The sequence below is a fragment of the Fulvivirga sediminis genome (assembly GCF_016757215.1).
Classification (GTDB): domain Bacteria; phylum Bacteroidota; class Bacteroidia; order Cytophagales; family Cyclobacteriaceae; genus Fulvivirga; species Fulvivirga sediminis.
Genome location: NZ_JAESIY010000005.1, coordinates 358820 through 379178, shown reverse-complemented (window position 1 = coordinate 379178; position 20359 = coordinate 358820). Strand labels below are relative to the sequence as shown.

The 20359-nt window shown below is 38.5% G+C and carries 16 protein-coding genes; 13 read left to right on the top strand and 3 right to left on the bottom strand.

Features of this window, described 5'->3' with window-relative positions; all coding sequences use genetic code 11:
• From JL102_RS11340 to JL102_RS11300, 9 genes are all read left to right on the top strand, one after another.
• The gene (locus tag JL102_RS11340) at positions 1-1053 is read left to right on the top strand and encodes a sensor histidine kinase (protein ID WP_202244511.1); all 1053 of its coding nucleotides are present in this window, start codon (positions 1-3) and stop codon (positions 1051-1053) included.
• Positions 1054-1209: 156 nt separating this feature from the next.
• On the top strand, positions 1210-4314 hold the full coding sequence (locus JL102_RS11335; protein WP_202244510.1) for a SusC/RagA family TonB-linked outer membrane protein: 3105 nt from the start codon (positions 1210-1212) through the stop codon (positions 4312-4314).
• Positions 4315-4333: 19 nt separating this feature from the next.
• Positions 4334-6016 (top strand): SusD/RagB family nutrient-binding outer membrane lipoprotein, encoded by a 1683-nt coding sequence (locus tag JL102_RS11330; RefSeq protein WP_202244509.1) that lies wholly within the window; start codon positions 4334-4336, stop codon positions 6014-6016.
• A gap of 107 nt (positions 6017-6123) precedes the next feature.
• Entirely contained in the window at positions 6124-6840 is a 717-nt protein-coding gene (locus JL102_RS11325; RefSeq protein ID WP_202244508.1) for an RluA family pseudouridine synthase, read from the top strand.
• 121 nt (positions 6841-6961) lie between these two features.
• Complete coding sequence (gene rplM / locus JL102_RS11320) at positions 6962-7405, top strand: 50S ribosomal protein L13 (RefSeq protein WP_202244507.1); 444 nt, start codon at positions 6962-6964, stop codon at positions 7403-7405.
• Between the two features lie 3 nt (positions 7406-7408).
• A complete protein-coding gene (gene rpsI, locus JL102_RS11315; protein WP_202244506.1) occupies positions 7409-7795 on the top strand; it encodes a 30S ribosomal protein S9 in 387 nt (128 codons plus the stop codon).
• Between the two features lie 42 nt (positions 7796-7837).
• The gene (gene rpsB, locus JL102_RS11310) at positions 7838-8608 is read left to right on the top strand and encodes a 30S ribosomal protein S2 (RefSeq protein WP_202244505.1); all 771 of its coding nucleotides are present in this window, start codon (positions 7838-7840) and stop codon (positions 8606-8608) included.
• 108 nt (positions 8609-8716) lie between these two features.
• The gene (gene tsf, locus JL102_RS11305; protein WP_202244504.1) at positions 8717-9547 is read left to right on the top strand and encodes a translation elongation factor Ts; all 831 of its coding nucleotides are present in this window, start codon (positions 8717-8719) and stop codon (positions 9545-9547) included.
• A gap of 150 nt (positions 9548-9697) precedes the next feature.
• Positions 9698-10297 carry an FMN-dependent NADH-azoreductase gene (locus JL102_RS11300; RefSeq protein WP_202244503.1) on the top strand — a complete coding sequence of 200 codons (600 nt, stop codon included), beginning with the start codon at positions 9698-9700 and terminating at the stop codon, positions 10295-10297.
• 52 nt (positions 10298-10349) lie between these two features.
• On the opposite strand, the gene JL102_RS11295 is transcribed toward JL102_RS11300, so the two are convergent.
• Positions 10350-12380, bottom strand: coding sequence for an OmpA family protein (locus tag JL102_RS11295; RefSeq protein WP_237390556.1), 2031 nt, complete (start codon positions 12378-12380; stop codon positions 10350-10352).
• A 122-nt stretch (positions 12381-12502) separates the two neighbouring features.
• On the opposite strand from JL102_RS11295, the gene lon reads away from it, so the two are divergent.
• Genes lon through hslU form a run of 3 tightly spaced genes read left to right on the top strand, consistent with a single transcriptional unit; the run spans position 12503 to position 17411 of the window.
• The gene (gene lon / locus JL102_RS11290) at positions 12503-14965 is read left to right on the top strand and encodes an endopeptidase La (RefSeq protein WP_202244502.1); all 2463 of its coding nucleotides are present in this window, start codon (positions 12503-12505) and stop codon (positions 14963-14965) included.
• 23 nt (positions 14966-14988) lie between these two features.
• Positions 14989-15996, top strand: coding sequence for a type IX secretion system protein PorQ (gene porQ / locus JL102_RS11285; RefSeq protein ID WP_202244501.1), 1008 nt, complete (start codon positions 14989-14991; stop codon positions 15994-15996).
• 2 nt (positions 15997-15998) lie between these two features.
• On the top strand, positions 15999-17411 hold the full coding sequence (gene hslU / locus JL102_RS11280; RefSeq protein ID WP_202244500.1) for an ATP-dependent protease ATPase subunit HslU: 1413 nt from the start codon (positions 15999-16001) through the stop codon (positions 17409-17411).
• Positions 17412-17471: 60 nt separating this feature from the next.
• Here hslU and JL102_RS11275 read toward each other — a convergent pair whose 3' ends face one another.
• Entirely contained in the window at positions 17472-18371 is a 900-nt protein-coding gene (locus tag JL102_RS11275; RefSeq protein ID WP_202244499.1) for a cation diffusion facilitator family transporter, read from the bottom strand.
• Positions 18372-18497: 126 nt separating this feature from the next.
• On the opposite strand from JL102_RS11275, the gene JL102_RS11270 reads away from it, so the two are divergent.
• On the top strand, positions 18498-19721 hold the full coding sequence (locus JL102_RS11270; protein ID WP_202244498.1) for a WD40/YVTN/BNR-like repeat-containing protein: 1224 nt from the start codon (positions 18498-18500) through the stop codon (positions 19719-19721).
• On the opposite strand, the gene JL102_RS11265 is transcribed toward JL102_RS11270, so the two are convergent.
• On the bottom strand, positions 19722-19871 hold the full coding sequence (locus tag JL102_RS11265; RefSeq protein ID WP_202244497.1) for a hypothetical protein: 150 nt from the start codon (positions 19869-19871) through the stop codon (positions 19722-19724). It abuts the gene before it with no gap.
• Positions 19872-20359: the final 488 nt, after the last annotated feature.

The window sequence follows — 20359 nt, the reverse complement described above, 5'->3', positions numbered from 1 at the left end:
ATGGTTTTTAGTTCTCGTGTAATAGCTGTGTTGCTGGCTATGTGTATAGCTATAGTAACTACTGCATTTCTTTCTTTATTTAAAGAGGTAACTCAAAATGCGCTTGTAGTTACCTTTCTTATTAGTTTTTCTTCATCCTATCTATTAGGTTTTATCATTTTAGAGTTTCTCATATTCAGAGAGATAAATAAAATATATGATCTGTTTGATAAGCTTCGGAAAAAAGAGCTTTCTAGTATAGAACAGAATCGATCTAATGTAATGAATCCTTTGAAGAAGATTAATGAGGAGATTTTCTCCTACGCGGCTCTAAAGCAAAAGGAAATAGATGAACTTAAAAAGTTGGAAGCCTTCCGTAAGGAGTTCATCGCAGATGTTAGTCATGAGCTAAAAACGCCCATTTTTGCTGCTCAGGGTTTTGTACACACATTGCTTGATGGTGCCGTAAAAGATAAAAATGTAAGAACCAGGTTTCTGAAAAAAGCAGCTAAAAGCTTAGATGGCCTTGACATGCTGGTGCAAGATCTCCTCACGCTATCACAAATAGAGACTGGTGAGATAAAAATGCATTATGAGACCTTTGATATCAAGCGCTTGATAGAGGAAATATTTGACCAGTTTGAAAACAAGGCCGATAAAAAGAACATAGAGCTTATCTTGGATACCACCCAGCATGAAGTTTTGGTATATGCAGATTGGCAAAGGATTAATCAGGTGCTAACCAACCTCATCAGTAACGCAGTAAAATATTCTAACGATGGTGGCAAGGTTACGGTAAGCTTCCAAACCAACAAAGGCACCATTACCACCTACATAAAGGATACCGGAGAGGGTATTCCTCCTGAGGATGTTCATCGTATTTTTGAGCGATTTTACAGGGTAGATAAAAGCAGATCCAGAGAAAAGGGAGGCACAGGTCTAGGTTTGGCCATAGTAAAACACATTATGGAAGGTCATCGATCTAAAGTGGAGGTAAAAACGACTATGGGCAAAGGTTCCGTTTTTAGTTTCAAACTACCTGTAGGTGAAGCTGATCCGCTTCTAGAGGATTAAGTTCATTTTACCGTACAAATAATTTATTACTCGTCTCCTTGTAGGAATTATAAGAGAGATTTTTGCTAATTATAATAGTTAATTAGTTGATATTGATTTAATCTATGATTATTATTAAAAAAATCTAAAATCAATATAAACCTAAAATTAACTATTATGAGCAGAATATCACTGGTGTTAGTGATGGTAGGGGTCTTGTGCATTTTTGATGCCAGATCCCAGAGTGTAATTACGGGTAAGGTGGTTGACAAAGCTGAAAATCAACCAATTCCCGGAGTAGCCGTACTGGAGCAAGGAACTAGTAATGGGACTATTACTGATGTATCCGGAAATTTCAGTTTGAGTGTGGGCGCAAACGCACAACTTATCTTTTCTTTTGTAGGGTATGAATCTCAGACCATAAGTATAAATGGCCGGAGTACCATAAATGTGGAGATGTCCACTAACGTAACAGAACTTAATGAGGTGGTCGTAACCGCTTTAGGAGTAGAAAGAGAGAAAAAGGCTTTGGGCTATTCTATTACCGAAGTGGGAGGAGAAGAGGTCTCTACCGTAAAGGAGTCTAATGTGATTAACTCTTTAGCCGGTAAAGTGGCCGGAGTGGTGGTTTCTCCCAGTACATTTGGACCAGGTAGTAGTTCCAGAGTAGTGCTCAGGGGTAATAACTCGCTTACAGGAAATAACCAACCTTTGTATGTTATTGACGGTGTTCCTATGGATAACAGCGGTTTTGGATCTTCAAACCAAAATATTGCTGATGAATATTCAAGAGCTGATTATGGAAACGGTATAGCAGATGTAAATCCTGATGATATCGCCTCAATATCAGTATTAAAAGGAGCCAATGCTGCCGCTCTTTATGGATCTAGAGCCAGCAATGGCGTTATTCTTATTACTACAAAAAAAGGTGGGGCCAGAAAAGGCCTGGGAGTAGGCTTCTCCTCCAGTGTTATGTTTTCAGATCCTTTGGTGTTACCAGAATTCCAGAATCAGTACGGACAAGGGGCACAAGGTTCAGTTGATCTTTCCTCAGGAAATTCGTGGGGTGCTCCTTTAGATGGAAGCCAAAAGCCATATTTTGCTCAAGAGTCGAAGGCCTATTCAGCCCAACCAGATAATGTTAAGAATTTTTTCAGGACAGGATCCAGTATTATCAATACCCTTACACTTTCAGGAGGAAATGAAAAGGCCAACCTACGATTCTCTTATACTAATGCTTTAGCTAACTCTATTTTACCTAATTCTGAAGTAAATAAACATAACTTCAATATGAGAGCATATGCAGAACTTACTGATAAGCTTTCTTTTGATGGAAAAGTCACTTACGCGAATATCAAGGGAACAAACCGGCCTACGCTAGGTACTGAAGGCATCATGTCTGATTTGTATACTATCCCCAGAAATGTGGATATCAATGATTTGAAAGATTATCAATGGGATGAAAGCCTAGCTGTAAGATCATACACATTATTACCCGATGGCAGCCCTGCTACAGATACATCTAATCCGTACTGGGTGCTTTATAATGATCATAATGACGATGTGAGAAATAGAACCTACGGATATTTTAAAGTGAATTATCAGTTTACAGATAATTTTTCTGCTTTTGGTAGAATAGGAGGAGACTTTGTGGATCAGAACATTGAAACAGTAAATAGCTATGGTCACTGGTTTTATGGTACTGGCCGATTCAGTTATGGCACCAGTAAGTCAAAAGAAATTAATGCTGATTTCTTATTAAGCTATAATGATAAACTTAGTGATAAATTTTCATTCTCTATGAATGTGGGCGGTAACCATCGGTATGAGGAGGATTTAAACTATAAATTTAAAGGCACAGGTTTTAAAATTCCTACCCAGCCTACAGTGGAGAGTGCCATAACGCTATTACCAACTTATTCATTTCTTAAACCAAAGAAAGTGAATTCACTTTATGGGTCAGCGCAGTTGTCTTTTCAGGAGACTGTATTTTTAGACATTACTGCTAGAAATGATTGGTCATCATCATTACCAGCTGATAATATGTCTTATTTTTATCCGTCTGCCAGCTTATCCGTTCTGGTAAATGAGTTTATAGACCCTGATCAAAACTTCTTGAACTTTATGAAAATAAGAGGTAGTTGGGCGCAAGTAGGTAATGATACAGACCCTTACCAGTTAGCCAATATAAATACACTTGATGCTCAAGGGTATTTAGGTAGAACCACTTTATCTCGAAAGGATACTTACTTTGATGAAAATATTGGGCCAGAGCAAGTGACCACAGTGGAAACCGGGGTAGAATGGAAAATGCTTAATAATCGTATCTACGGAGAGTTTACTTATTATCATATCAAGTCTAAAGATTTAATATGGGGAGTAGGAGTATCTGCTAGTAACGGATATAAATATCATAATACCAATGTAGGGTACATGACCAATCAAGGGGTCGAAATTTTATTAGGGGGATCACCTATTCAAACTAATGATTTTTCTTGGGGTGTGTCCGTTAACATGGCTCATAACCGTAATCAGCTTGAAGAGTTAATTGGAGATGTTGATAATTATATGTTCAGTAATACCAATGGAGGTACTGTAATAGTACAAGCAACCGCTGGTGGAGGTTTTGGAGATATTTATGGCACAGATTATATGAGAGATCCTCAAGGAAATGTAGTCATCAATGCCGATGGTACGCCAAGAGCTTCTTCAGAGAAAGTGTATCTGGGCAATTATCAGCCTGATTGGGTGGGAGGTTTGATGAATACTTTTACTTATAAAGATTTCACTTTAAGACTTTTAATTGATGCCAGAATAGGTGGTGAAGTATATTCTGGTGCTGATGCTAGCTTGGATGTTGCAGGTGTTTCCGAAAGATCCTTACAGTACAGGCAAGAGGGGGTGGTGCTTGATGGTGTGGTTGAAACTACTCCTTCAGATGCGGAGCAGCCAGTTTATGAGCAAAATACCACCAATGTAAATGCTCAGCAATATTTTGAGGCTCTTAGTGGAGTGGCTTCAAACTATGTTTATGATCAGACAAATATTCGCATGAGAGAGGTTTCTCTCATGTACCGATTACCTCAATCAATAATTGGCAATACCTTTATTAAAAGTGCCACCATTGGCCTTATTGGTAGAAACCTGTTCTTCTTATCTAAGAAGATTGACAACTTCGATCCTGAATCAAGTTATAGTACTACTTCTTTCGGGCAAGGGGTGCTTTTTTACAACATGCCTACCACTAGAAATTACGGTTTTAGCGTATCAGTTAACTTCTAAAAATCTAAAAGCAATAGAAATGAAATCTATATATTATATAATGTTGGTGTCCATGATATTAGCTTTTTCATGTACGTCAGATTTTGATGAAATAAACCAGGAGCCAGGAGTTTTGCACCCAGAAGAAGCAGCCAGCGGCAGGTATTATCTTACTAATCCAGAATATAAGCTTTTTGCTCCCGATCGTTTCCCGTATTGGAGAGGGCCATTACTTCACGGAGATAGATATGCCGGACATTTTACCACTGGCTTTGATGGATGCTGGTGGACTGGTGAATTAGGCTACTCTTATGATGCCGCATATACTGATGCTACCTGGGATTGGTTGGCTGGCTATGTTCGGTATATTGATGAATACCTGGACTTAACCGTAAAAGGAGGGGTTTTAGAAAATGAAAAAATGTATGCAGTAGGTCTTATACTAAGAGGCCTTTATTATCAGAAGTATAGTGATATTTTTGGAGAAGTACCTTATTCAGAAGCAGGTGTTGTGGATATTCTCAGCCCTAAGTTTGATACCCATAGAGAGATTTATGCCGGAGTCATTCAAGAACTCAATACAGCTATGGAGATAATAGGTGATGCTACTACTACCGGAGAAGCTCTGCAGGATTTGGGTGAGAATGATCTTTATTATGGTGGTGATCTTCAAAAATGGAAGAAACTGGCCAATACCTTAAAGTTAAGAATGGCTTTGAGAGCTCTTGGAGCAGAAGGGGCTGATTTTGCAGATGCAGCCATTAAAGAGGCTCTTAACAATCCATTGGTAGAGCTGCCTGAAGAAAGTGCACTTCTGAAAAAAGATAATGTTATTGACCAGTTTACCAGCGCAGTATATGGAGATGTTTGGCATAACTTCGGCTTGGGGTCTAACTGGACTGTGAGTAAGCACCTTATCGATTTTCTGAGAGATAATGGAGATCCAAGACTGCAAAAATACGCAGCTCCAGCGATAGGAGGTGTTTGTCTTATGCCCAAACCATCTTCGGCAGCTGAGCAAAAGGCCGTAGACCTTATGCTTAGTAATCTTGATGATGCCGGTGTGATTTACACCAGAAAGGATACTACAGTATCAGGAGAGTCAAAGATAAATATAAGAATGGCCTCCAATACATACTATGTAGGTCAGCCTGCAAGATTAAATATAACTAGTTTCTATTTTGCCAATTATAATTTCTTCTCTATTCCGTCTGAGCGGATTATTATGCCTAAGAATTCTGGAGATATTTTTCCTGAAATAATTCTTGCTGCCGGTGAGGCTTACTTCCTTAGAGCAGAGGCTGCCGTAAGAGGTTATGGTGGCGATGCTAATGCTTTGTTTCAGGAAGGTATAAGGCAAAGCATGCTACTCTGGGAAGTAGAGGATGCTGCCATAAGTGATTATATAGCCAATTCGGCTATGGCAACTCTTACCGGAACGGATGAAGAAATGCTTGAAAAAATCAATACGCAACGTTGGGTCGCAGATTATACTGACGGCTTTGAGGCTTGGGCAGTAGTGCGTAAATCAGGATACCCTACCCATGTAGCAGCAGGAGTAGATGATCCTGAAATTTATGGATTTGGAGAGCTTAACGGAGCATATCCTCAAAGAATGAGGTATGGAAGTAATGAGGTAAGTACGAATGGGAATAACCTTCAGGAAGCACTTAGTAGGCAAGGCGCTGACTTGCAGAGCACTACATTATGGTGGGCTAAGTAAAGTAATTACGGCAGTGTCCTTATGATAGGGCACTGTTTTTTACATCGGATGTCAAAAAAAATAATCTTATCGCTTCTTGTCGGGGCTATGTTGGTTAACTTTGCATAATGGCGAAAAAAATTGTTTTTAAAGATCTTATTCTTTGGGAGAATGAAGATTATATCGTAATCAACAAACCTCCTTTTGTATCTACCCTTAGTGATAGAAATGATGATGTTAATATTCTTGCCCTGGCTAAAGGTTATCATGAAGATGCTCAGGTAGGTCATAGGCTCGATAAAGAAACATCTGGAGCCCTAGCCATCGCCAAAAATCCAGAAGCCTATAGGGAGTTGTCTATGCAGTTTGAAAACAGAAAAGTAGAGAAGCTCTATCATGCTGTGAGTGATGGTATACATGATTTTAACGATTTATTAGTAGATCTGCCTATTCAAAAACTTTCTAACGGAACGGTTAGGATAGATAAGAGAAGTGGGAAAGATGCTCAAACTCACTTTCAAACCCTGAAAGCTTATCGTAGTCATACTTTGGTGGCCTGTAAGCCAGTAACAGGCAGAATGCACCAGATCAGAATACACTTAGCAAAACAGGGAGCTCCTATTGCTGGAGATAATTATTACGGAGGAGAACAAATTTACTTGTCTCAATTCAAAAAACATTTTAACTTGAAGAGAGAGAGTGAAGAGCAGCCTTTAATTAAAAGATTGGCCCTTCATGCCAGAAGTTTGGAGTTTTCTTTAATAAATGGAGAGCGAAAAAGTATAGAAGCACCATATCCTAAAGATTATCAAGTGCTTCTAAAGCAACTCGACAAATATGCATAAAAAGCGGAAGTATGTAAATATTTATGTACCGATGTTGCATATGAAAATTTATACTTCTATCTTTGCGTTCCTTTTTCAAGGAGAAAATATCTATTTCAAAAAAAAATAAAGCTTTTATAGCGTGGATACTTTAAGTTATAAGACAGTTTCGGCTAACAAGGCAACCGTTAACAAAGAATGGATCATCGTAGATGCTGATTCTAAAGTTCTTGGAAGGTTGGCCAGTGAGGTTGCGAAAGTAATTAGAGGGAAAAACAAGCCTGGATTCACTCCTAATGTAGATTGTGGTGATAATGTAATCATTATCAATGCAGATAAGATCAGGCTTACCGGTAAGAAATGGACCGATAAGGTTTATGTGTCACACACCGGATATCCGGGAGGACAGCGCTCTGCTACTCCTAAAGAATTGATGGCAAAGTCTTCAAGAATATTGGTAGAAAGAGCCGTAAGAGGGATGCTTCCAAAAGGAAGACTTGGACGCGCCATATTTAAAAATTTATACGTGTATGAGGGTGCAGAACATCCGCATGAAGCGCAACAACCAAAAGAAATTAAATTTTAATTGATGGAAGTAATAAGTTCAATAGGAAGAAGAAAAACTTCAGTAGCCAGAATTTATATGACTGCTGGAAATGGTGAGATCACCGTTAACAATAGAACTTTAGAAGATTACTTTCCTTCTGAGATTCTACGAACTATCGTAAGACAGCCTCTTAACATTGTTGAGGTAGACGGATCTTATGATATCAAAGTAAATGTTGATGGAGGTGGTCCTGCAGGACAAGCCGAAGCTATCCGTTTGGCAGTGTCTAGAGGTTTAGTAGATATCGATACTGAATTCAGACCTCCACTTAAGAAAGAAGGTTTCCTTACTAGAGACCCAAGAATGGTGGAAAGAAAGAAATACGGTCGTAGAAAAGCGAGAAGAAAATTCCAGTTCAGTAAGCGTTAATGCTTAGGGATTGTAATTTTACAACCGAGAAAAAATATTATAATGGCAGATAAATTAGAATATAAAGACTTACTTGATGCTGGTGTTCACTTCGGACACTTAACGAGAAAGTGGGATCCTAGAATGGCTCAGTACATTTTCATGGAAAGGAATGGGATCCACATTATTGATTTAAATAAGACCCTTGAGTGCCTCGACAAAGCATCTTATGCGCTTAAGAACATAGTAAGATCAGGAAGAAAAATTCTTTTTGTAGCAACTAAAAAACAAGCTCAAGACGTAGTTAACGCTGAAGCTAAAAGGTTAAACATGCCTTTCGTAACCGACAGATGGTTAGGTGGTATGTTAACTAACTTTGCTACTATCAGAAAATCATTGAAGAAAATGTCTTCAATTGATAAAATGATGAAAGATGAAGCTTACCAAAACCTTGCGAAAAGGGAAAGATTAATGGTTTCTAGAGAGAAAGAAAAACTTGAAAGAGTTTTAGGTGGTATCTCTGACCTTAATAGATTGCCTGCAGCTTTATTCGTTATTGATGTGAAAAGAGAACACATTGCGGTGAAAGAAGCTCAGAAATTGAATATCCCTGTATTTGCAATGGTGGATACTAACTCTGATCCTACTGGTGTTGACTTCCCTATACCTGCAAACGACGATGCTTTCAAATCTATCTCTTTAATTACTCAGTATGTGGGTAAGATTGTAGAAGAAGGTCTTATGGAGAGAAAGAAAGATAAAGAGGAAGCTAACTTGAAGAAGGAAGAGGAAGCTAAGAAACAGGTTGACGAAAACGAGACTGCAGAGAAGTAAAAAAAATAGATATATATTGAAAAGGAAAAAGTTGAACATTGGATTTACACTGATGTTCAATTTTTTTATGGACTAAATTAACTTTAAGCATTTATAAATTAGAAAACTATGGCTATTACAGCGAAAGACGTAAATAAGCTAAGGCAAATGACCGGTGCCGGAATGATGGACTGTAAAAAGGCACTGACTGAAGCTGATGGTGATTTTGATCAAGCAATTGACCTTCTAAGAAAAAAAGGCCAAAAAGTGTCTGCTTCTCGTGCTGATAGAGAAGTTACAGAAGGATCTGTCTTCGTTAAGACCAATGCTGAAGGTACTAAAGGTATTCTGATCGCATTAAACTGTGAGACTGACTTCGTAGGTAAAAACGAAGAGTTCTTAAACTTAGGTAACGCTATTCTTGACGTGGCCTTTGATAAAGCTCCTGCCAATGTGGAGGCTCTTAAAGCTGAAAAAATTGGTGATGTTACTGTAGAGGAGAAGATTACTGAACTTGTTGGTAAAATCGGTGAAAAAATCGAAATAAGCGAGTACATAATTGTAGATGGTGAGGCTGTAGTACCATATATCCATGCAGGAAGTAAATTAGGTGTTCTTGTTTCTCTAAAAGGAGTTAACGGAGCAGATGTACAAGAAGCAGGTAAAGATGTAGGTATGCAAATAGCTGCTATGAACCCTGTAGCGGTTGATAAAGAGGGTGTTGATGCTTCTACTGTAGAGAAGGAGTTAGAAATTGGTAAAGAGCAAGCTCGTGCAGAAGGTAAGCCAGAGGCAATTATTGAGAAGATCGCTGCTGGTAAGCTAGAAAGATTTTACAAAGATAATACTTTGTTAAATCAGCAATTTGTAAAAGATAGCTCTGTAACTGTAGCTAAATACTTAGATACTGTTAGCAAAGGGTTAACGGTATCTGAATTTAAAAGAGTATCTATCGGATAAGTTATTTATCTTAAAAATACCTAGAGGCCATTTCTGTAAAGATTTGGCCTTTTTTTATTGGCTGATGTAAGAGTTGGTTTATAAGAGTGATAAAAGCTTGTAAAAAATCAATGAAATTGATATCTTTGTTTAAACATTGAATTTTTAGTTATGAGCAAAGTTTTAAGAATTAAATCTAGTTTCAGAGGAGAAGAAGCTTTTAGTGCAAAATTAGGTGACGCTATTGTCGCTAAATTAAAGGAGAAGGATGCTGAGCATTCAGTGATAGAAAGAGATGTAGCTAATAGTGATTTTCCTCATATTGATGGTGAGATTGTAGGAGCTATGTTTACTCCTCAACCAGATAGAACTGCAGAGCAACAAGAAAGTGCTAAACTTTCTGATGACGCGATTGAAGAGGTTATGGATGCTGATATAATAGTGATTGATGCACCTCTTTATAATTTCGGGATACCTTCTAACCTGAAAGCATGGATAGATCATATTGCTAAAGCCGGCGTAACTTTCCGTTATACTGAAACTGGTCCTGAAGGGTTAGTGAAAGGTAAAAAAGTTTATGTTGCTATGGCTTCTGGTGGGGTTTATTCTGAGGGAGATTTTGCTGCGCTTGACTTTGTAACTCCTTATTTGAAAACTATTCTTGGATTCTTGGGAATGGATGATGTGACAGTTTTCAGAGTTGAAGGTACAGCAGTGCCCGAATTAAAGGAAACAGCATTAGAAAATGGTATTAACTCAGTAGAGGTATAATCTTAAGATAGATATATAATTTATGAAGGGTTGCTGAAAAGCAACCCTTTTCTTATTGTTCTTCGTTATCTCTGTATATTTGAAATTCTACCCTTCTGTTAAGATGCTTGTCGGCTTGAGTTACCTCTTTCACTATGGGTTTAGAACTACCATAACCTTTAGCTGTAATTCGTCCTTCTTCCACGCCACCAAAATGCACCAGGTATTCTTTTATAATATCAGCTCTGTCCTGAGATAGTTTCAGATTGAAATCTTCTTTTCCATCAGAATCAGTATGGCCATTTATCCGGAGGTTGATGCTAGGATTGTCTAGCATAAAATCAGCTATTTTATCTAAATCACCATACATAGGTGTGGTGAGGTCCGCTTTGTTTTCTTCAAATTCCATAGATTGGAATTTGATTTTACTGGAGATCGGGCTGGTAGTTCTATGCATCTCCATCTCTCCATCCAGATAAAAAATTTCTTCTATTCTGAAGAATTCTTCTCCCTGAATAATGAGTAGGTAGTTGTTGTTATTGATAAGGTTGAACTCAAAGCTGCCATCTGGTCTTAAAAATTTTGGAGCCACCTCTATACCATTGTCGAGATCAATGATAGATACAATGCCCTTAAAAGGCTTACCTGTTTGTTCGTCGGTTAGGGAGCCGGTTACTTTGGTAGTAGCCCCTGGCTGTGCCCCCATGGGCACAGGGAATGAATATAGATCCAGGTTGAGCATGTTGTCTTTTACAGATCTAGCATAGTATAGATTCTCAGACTTGGAGTCTATAGTGAAGTAGAATTCACTGCCTGGGCCATTAACTAAAGGGCCAATATTTTGAGGTTCAGTCCAGTTGCCATTAGAGTAGTAGGACTTGTAGATGTCAAATTCTCCAAAATTAAGGTTCTGTCCATTAGAGCTGAAATATAGTACATGCCTTTTGTGATGGAAAAATGGGCTTACTTCAGAGTTCCTGGTATTAATTATAGGTCCCATGTTTTTGGCTTTACCCCATTTGCCATTTACATCATCTTTAATGCTGTAATAAATATCAGAAAGGCCAAAGCCTCCTATTCTGTCAGAGGCAAAATAAAGAGTATCTTCATTGTGAGATAGTGAAGGGTGTGAATCCCAGGTAATGCTGTTGATATCAGGACCTAAATTAGTAGCTACTCCCCAGGTGCTGTCTTCTTGCAGGTGACTTACGAATAAGTCACAATCTCCGTATGAATCAGGGGAATTACACCTGGCAAAAAATAGTGTTTTGCCATCTTTGCTTAACGTGGCAGAGCCCTCATTGTATTGAGTGTTGAGTTTTTTAAGATCAGTAGCCTTATTCCAACCATTATACTCATATCTTGTCATAAAAAGATCTTCGTCATTAACCGGATCAACTCCGCGGAAATGTGAATTCCTTTTAGAAGTAAATATTAATACATCGTCATTAGAACTCAATGTAGGTGCATAGTCTGACAGTTCTGAGTTTACAATGTCTCCCATATTGAGAAGCACACTGCGTGGTGGAATGAGCGTATCTACTTCTTTTCTGTAATCTACCAGTTCGTAGTAATACTTTAAAGGCACGTAATAATCTTTCTCGTTGATGGTTAGGGAGTCGTAATAGGTTTCAATTTCATTGATGTCAATATCTTCTCTGTGGTGTTTAAGCACCAGCTTATAGAGTAGTGTGGCTTCTTCCGCATTGCCTTCTATTTCAGTCAATTTGGCTAGCTGCCATAGCCAGTAGGTATCACGGTAAAAGTTCATGACACCAAAGTTTTTTACATAGGCTCTGAGTGCCGGATAGAGCTTTTCCCAATCCTTTTGTTCGTGAAGTTTTTTTATGGATTTTAGCTTGCTTTCATTGTAATAATAAGGCACCTTGTTCATGTTAGGGAAGTTAAAAAGATCAGAGTCACTAAAACTTGACACTGAGTCGTTAACAGCAAGTACACCCCCTGATTTATGAACCTGGTTAAATGCAACACTATGAAAGAAGGTAATAATAATTATAATTAAACCTCCTCGATTCATCCACGTCAACCACCTCTTCTTAGTAGTGTTGAACCTAAGTTTGTTATAGGAAAGTAATTTTTTCAAATGAGTTTAAAAAATGTTTTTTGGCATAGCTATTGACCTTTAATGGATCAATCCGAAATTTAGGAAATTTGTATTAATAATGTGTCATTTTGGCATATTAAAGTATTTAAGACAACATATATATGTTCAATAAATTATTTTTTTCAGATCTAGTGCAGGACGACTCAGATGACTTAATACAACTTATTAATCCAGAGGAAAGTTCAAAAGAGGATCTGGATAACCTCCCAGAAGAGGTGTCTATACTGCCAATAAGGAATACTGTGCTGTTTCCTGGGGTAGTAATTCCTATTACTGTAGGAAGGAAAAAGTCTATAAAACTGGTAAAGGATGCTTATCAGGGAGATAGATATATAGGGGTTATAGCACAAAAGAATATAAATACTGAAGATCCTACCGTTGATGATATTTATCAGATAGGTACTGTAGCCAAGATTATAAAGATGCTCGTATTGCCAGATGGTAATACTACCATAATTATACAAGGTAAAAGTAGGTTCTCTATAAAAGAGATTAAACAAGAGGATCCTTATATCACTGCGGGCATAGAGCTTTTAACAAGCACCTATCCTAAGGATGATGAGAAGGAGATTAAAGCGATTATTCAATCTTTGAAAGATGCCGCTTCTAAAATATTGAAGCTGAACCCTGAAATACCTCAGGAGGCGCAAATGGCATTGGATAATATTCATGATTTGGGCTTTCTTACTCATTTTTTATCTTCTAACCTCAATGCTGAAGTTGCGGACAAGCAAAAGCTTTTAGAAATAAACGACGGCAGTGAAAGAGCTACCTTACTACTTCAGTATATGCTTAAGGAAATTCAGCTTTTGGAGCTGAAATATGATATACAGAAGAAGGTACATACCGATATCGATCAGCAGCAGAGAGATTATTACCTCCGGCAGCAGATTAAGGTGCTTCAAGATGAGTTGGGGCATGATGGTCCTGATCAGGAGGTGGAAATACTGCGTAAGCGCGGTGAAGAAAAAAAATGGCCTGATGAGGTATCGACTCATTTCAACAAAGAGCTGGATAAGATATTAAGAATGAACCCGGCGGCGGCAGAATATCCTGTGGCTATGAACTATGTGGAACTCATGCTGGATTTACCATGGAATGAGTTTACTGAGGATGACTTTGATCTCAAGCGTGCTAAGAAAATTCTGGACAAAGATCACTTTGGAATGGAAAAAGTGAAGGACAGAATAATTGAATACTTGGCAGTGCTTAAGCTGAAGCAAGATATGAAAGGGCCTATTTTATGTCTTTATGGCCCTCCTGGAGTAGGTAAAACCTCTTTGGGTAGATCTATTGCTAAAGCACTGAAAAGGAAATATGTCAGAATGTCACTTGGTGGTGTGCACGATGAAGCGGAGATAAGAGGTCATAGAAAAACTTATGTAGGGGCGCTTCCTGGGAAGGTTATTCAAAATATTAAAAAGGCTAAATCTTCTAACCCTGTATTTATTTTAGACGAAATTGATAAGGTAAGCTCAGATTTTAGAGGTGACCCTGCTTCTGCTTTGCTTGAGGTTTTAGACCCAGAGCAAAATAGTGAGTTTGTAGATAACTATCTGGAGTTAGAGTATGATCTGTCTAAAGTATTATTTATAGCCACAGCTAACTCTTTAGAAACTATTCACCCAGCCCTGAGAGACAGGATGGAGATCATTGAAATATCAGGCTATACGCAAGAAGAGAAGGTGGAGATAGCTAAAAAACACCTGATTCCTAAACAGAAAAAGGAGCATGGATTAAAATCTAAAGATGCTACTTTTCAGAAAAAAGCTATTGAAAAGGTTATTGAAGGCTACACAAGAGAGTCTGGCGTGCGGAGTTTGGAAAGAACCCTTGGTTCTGTGGTAAGGCATGTAGCAAAGTCTATAGCCATGGAAGAGGAATATAACGAAACCATTACAGCAGAAGAAGTGGTAAAGGTATTGGGTGGAGAAAGGTATGATAAGGAGCTCTATCAAGGTAATGACATTGCAGGTGTGGTTACTGGTTTAGCTTGGACCCAGGTAGGTGGAGAGATATTGTTTATAGAATCCAGCCTGAGTAAAGGAAAGGGCAAATTAACACTATCCGGACAACTGGGAGATGTGATGAAGGAGTCTGCCATGGCAGCTATCTCTTACCTGAGAGCCAATGCCGAGTCATTGGATATAGATCATCGAGCTTTTGATCAATATGATTTGCATGTACACGTACCTGCAGGAGCAGTGCCGAAAGATGGTCCTTCAGCCGGTATTACTATGCTTACTTCATTAGCATCTATTTACACCCAGAGAAAGGTGAAAGATAAGCTGGCTATGACAGGCGAGATTACGCTAAGAGGGAAGGTGTTACCTGTAGGCGGTATTAAGGAGAAAATTCTGGCTGCAAAAAGAGCTGGTATTAAAGAGATAATACTATCTGAAAGAAATAAGCGTGATATAGAGGAAATAGATGATCGTTATATCAAAGACCTGAAAATAAATTACGTAAGCAACATTGCTGAAGTATTAGAAATTGCTCTTTTAAAGGAGAAGGTTAAGCGGACTATGAAGTTTAGCTTTACCGATCCAACTCATAAGGAATAAGTTAGATCTTCTTGGGAGCATTTATGAACAAAATCATAATTATAGCCGGCCTTCTTTTTACTTGCCTTACAGCGTATGGGCAGGTGGGAGGCCGTCGTTCTTTTGAGTTTATGAATGTTCCTTCATCGGCCAGAGCAGCAGGACTGGGAGGCGTAAATGTATCTTTATACAACGAAGATATTAATCTATTGTACAATAACCCGGCAGCGGTGGGAGATAGCTTGGGAGGATATATTTCTTTTAATTATCTCTCCTATTTCGCTGATGTTAATGCTGTTTCTTTTACTTATAAACATGATTTTGATAAGTGGGGAAGCTGGTACATAGGTACTCATCATTTCGGATATGGAGATATTGATAGCTATGATAATACAGGAGCGGCTTTAGGAGACTTTCATGGAGGAGAAACCGTAATTTACATAGGTAAGAGCCATCAAATAGCTAATTTCACCATGGGAGCCACCTTGAAATATGTTAATTCAAGTATAGATGCTTACAGTTCTAATGCTCTTGCAATGGATGTGGGAGGCGTATTCAAGCATCCTACATTGAACCTTACGGCTGGTCTGGTGTTTAAAAATATTGGTCTGGTGTTCAGTGACTATACAGAAACCTCAAATAGTAAACTGCCTTTTGATTTGCAGACAGGGGTGAGTTTTAAGCCTGAACATATGCCTTTTAGGTTCTCTTTTACTGGGTATAATCTGGCAAGAGAAAATGATATTTATAAAGGAGGTGCGGGTGAAGATTCTCCTAGCGCCTTCGATAAAGTTTTTAGACATGTGGTAGTAGGAGCGGAACTATTGATTAGTAAAAACCTGAATTTTCGGTTAGGATATAACCATTTAATAAGAGAGGAACTCAGGTTGGAAGATGGAGCTCATGGCGCTGGCTTTTCTTATGGACTAATGTTTAGAATAAAAGCCTTTGAGTTTGCATATAGCCGAGGAGGCTATCATGCGGCAGGAGCTTCAAATAGTTTTACAATTACTGCCAACACAAATTTATTTTTAAGAAAAAGAAAAATTTAGATATGATAAATCAGGAAACATATTTCACACCCAGGCAGATAGTGGAAGAGCTTGATAAATACATTATCGGGCAAAAAGATGCCAAAAGAAATGTAGCCATCGCCCTACGAAACAGATGGAGACGTATGAATGTGAAGAGTGAAATGCAGGGTGAAATTGTGCCTAATAATATATTAATGATAGGTGCTACAGGAGTAGGTAAAACTGAGATAGCTCGCAGGCTAGCTAAAATAGCTAATGCTCCTTTTACTAAAGTAGAGGCTTCTAAGTTTACGGAAGTAGGTTATGTAGGCCGTGACGTGGAGAGCATGGTGAGAGACCTTGTGGAGCAATCGGTTAATCTGGTAAAGGCGGAAAAGAAAGAAGAGGTGAAATTAAAAGCTGAGCAAATTGTGGAAGATATTATTCTCGATGCTCTAATTCCACCTATAAAAGGAGATAATGGCACTGTGAAAAATGCGGCTTCTACTGAAACAGTAACCGGTGAACTTCCTGCTACTGATAGTGAACTTAATGAAAGAACCAGAGAGCGGTTTAGAGAGAAAATCAGAAATGGAGAGTTAGAAGATCGCAAGATTGACATCAATGTGAAGAAACCGGCTAACCCGGGTGTAGGCATGATAGGCGGAGGTATGATGGACGAATCATCTATGATTAACCTTCAGGAGATGATTAGCGGAATGATGCCTAAAAAGAGCAAGAAGCGCAAAGTAACTATTGCTGAAGCCAGAAAGATTCTTATTGAAGAAGAATCGGCTAAGCTTATTGATATGGATGAGGTGAAAGACCTGGCCATACAGAAAGCAGAAAATACAGGGATTATCTTTGTAGATGAAATTGATAAAATTGCGGCTGGTGGCTCTGGTAAAAAAGGTGGCGGTGGCCCCGATGTAAGTAGAGAAGGAGTGCAACGAGACCTATTACCTATAGTGGAAGGTAGCACTGTTAATACGAAATATGGGTTAATAAGAACAGATCATATCCTCTTTATTGCAGCTGGAGCTTTTCATGTGGCTAAGCCTTCAGATCTTATTCCAGAGCTTCAGGGTAGGTTCCCTATCAGGGTAGAATTGGATAACTTGACTAAAGAAGACTTTTATCATATATTAAAAGAACCTAAAAATGCTTTGACTAAGCAGTATGAGGCCTTATTAGATTCTGAAAATGTGAAGCTTACTTTTCAGGAAGATGCCCTTGAAGAAATAGCAGAAAAGGCATTTCAGATAAACACAGAAGTGGAAAATATTGGGGCCAGAAGGCTACATACGGTAATGAGCCAGTTATTAAACGAGTTTTTATTCGATGTTCCTGATAAGATAGGGCCGAATGCGAATATTGTTATTACCAGAGAAATGGTGCAGGATAAACTAGTAGGGCTGATTACTAATAAAGATTTGAGCGAATTTATTTTGTAAAAACACTTTATAGAAACTAATTAAAAGGCCACCGCAGAAAACTCTAAGGTGGCTTTTTTCTTAGCAATTCTCAAGAGCACATGGCTCTTGAGTAGTTTCAAATTCAAGCGTAGCATGGTTAACGTGGAGCTCGCTTAGTAGGCTTCTAACCTTGCTTTTGATTTCTGCCAGTTCTTCTATGCTTTTGCTGGAGTTTACCACCAGGTGGGCGCTAAAGATATTATATTCTCCATCTAAAGTCCACAGGTGACAGTCATGCACTTCATTGATATCTTTTAGAGCTTCTATTTCAGTTCTTATTTTGTCAATCTCCAAATGTCTTGGTGTTCCTTGTAAAATAATAGTGAAACTCTTTTTTAAGTTTTTAAATACATTGTACAGTATAAAAGCAGAAATGCCTAAAGAAAGGAGAGGATCAATTACAGGAGCATCTACAAAATGCATTATTAACGCTCCTATGAGTACTGCTACCCAGCCCAGTACATCTTCTAGCAGGTGAAGAGATATCACTTCTTCATTAATAGAACTTCCTTTTTTTAGACGTAATACTGCGGCTCCATTGATGATAATACCTACCACAGCCAGACCTATCATGCCTTTGGTTTCTGGTTGTTCAGGATTTAAAATACGAGGGATGGCTTCATAAATAATAAATACAGACCCTGAAAACAATACAATAGAATTGATAATAGCTCCTAATAATGAAAATCTTCTATAACCATAAGAGAAAGTTTTATCTCGGCCTTTAGAAGATAGATTCTGGAAGTACCATGAAAGTCCCAGGCTAAGGCTGTCACCGAGATCATGCAGGGCATCCGACAAGATGGCAATGCTGTTAGTGAAGATCCCTCCAATAATCTCAATAATAGTAAAAGCCAAATTGAGAAAAAAGGCTACTTTAATATTGCCAGAACCATGATGGTGATGATGTCCGTGGTGGTGTGAGTGATCGTGCGCCATAGTTTTTACAGCTTTAAAGGTACAAAGCAAATATAAGCTATGCCAGCTGATACCTGTGCTATTCTTGTGGGAAGATGCAGCGGTTTTTGTTTATATTTATGCCGCATTAATAACTATTCATGCCCAATGAGATATATCTTAACTTCATTATTAGCATTTTATTTTACTTTTTCATTAGCTCAATTTCCTGCTTTAGAGCTGCCAGCGCAGAAAAACCTATCTGAACCAGACGTGGCCATTAGTTTAAAGAAAGAGAATAATATGGTTATCTCGTCGTCCACTGGCGAAATGTTTTATTCTGATGATTCAGGTAAAAGCTGGAATACATCTTCTTTGGGAATAAGTGCTGATGGGGTAACAGTAGTTTCTGATAATAAAGGCGTTTTTTATGCATTTGCCACCAAAGGAGAAGAGGTAGTAGGTTTTAAGTCGAAAGATAGCGGGGCTAGCTGGGAAGAAGAGGGGAGGCAACGCTTTTCAGGCTTGATCAATTATCAGGTGGTTAATAATATTAATAATGGAAGCTTGGGATTTACCTGTGTAGTGAAATCTGAGGAAGATGGGTGTAAAAATACCGTTTATTACTCTGATTTAAATGGTGGAAAAAAATGGGGTAAGATCGCCAAAATAGCAGAAGTCTCTTGTGAAGAGCAGACTATTACAGGTAGTGCTTTGGGCTTTAGTCCTGATGATCGTATGTATGTGGCCTACCTGAGTACTCAAACAGGCATCTTAATGGACAGGAGCTATGATAAAGGTAAAACATGGCTTTATAAAGATATAAGTGTGGCAGATTATTTTGCAGGAGACTCCTTATTAATGCCAGGGCTAAATGAACACCAGACGGAGCCACAACTGATTTTGGATGTGACCTCTACACAGTATCGTGGAGGTTTGTATTTGACTTGGGATGATAAGAGGCCTACAGCGGGGACTAATATTTATTTTATTTCGTCAAGAAATAATGGAGATTATTGGAATACTATCGGCCAGGTAAATGAAGCCAGTGACGGGCAGCATTTTATGCCTGTAATGGCTCAAGATCATGAAATAGGAGTGATCTATATTTTATACTACCAAACAGAGAGCAAAGAAAGTAATGCAACCGATGTAATTATAGCTTATTCAATAGATGGTGGAGCAAGTTTTGTTAATAAAAAGTTGACCAGTGAGTCTTTTCAAATAGATCAGGCACTTAGGTCAGGTCTTTCTATCAAGGCTCACAATGGTAATATTTTAGCATCATGGACTAAGCATGTCAATGGCAAAGCTACTTTGATTACTTCAATGATCACCCAAAAGCAGCTTGTGCCAGAGTTGAAAATTCCTTCAGGGAAAAGGAAGAAGTAGTTAAAGATTCTTCCTTAAAAACTTCTTCAGTGTTTTTACTTCGTCCTTTTTTATTGCTGGGAAGTTAGCTATTCTAAAGGAGTCAACTTTGTTGGTTCCATAGCCATTGCCGAGTATGATTCCTTCCTGAGCTGCTTTTTCTTGGATCAAATCCCCCTTTTTTTCAGCCGTATCTATTTCTATTTTTCTAAACTTAAAGTGGCCTATCCATTATGAAATTTCCATACAGTAGCATCTTTAATGGCCAAGAGTTGATGGTTAGCGAATTTATATGCTAAACCTACCTTTTGCTAATCATTCATGCTACTTACATGATAGATAGCATCTAATGACCTTTATGATGGCATAGCCGCGTTTTGCAAAGCCCACCGCGCCGGCCTTGGCCCAATGACCAGCCCGATGCCCACTCACAGACGTGCCATTGAACGTATAGCCGAGCAGGTACGCGTTGAAAATAGCGAGCCCACCGCTAAGTGGGTATGTTTACGAACAGGTGAAATCTGTAGCTTCACCATGCAAAGCATGGCGGGAACGGAGGTCCAGTCAAAGATAGCAGGTCCACCCAGTGACCAGCCCACATCAAACTTATTTCTATTTTGAGAACTTAAAGCCGAGCTAGAAGCACGACTAGCGTAGGA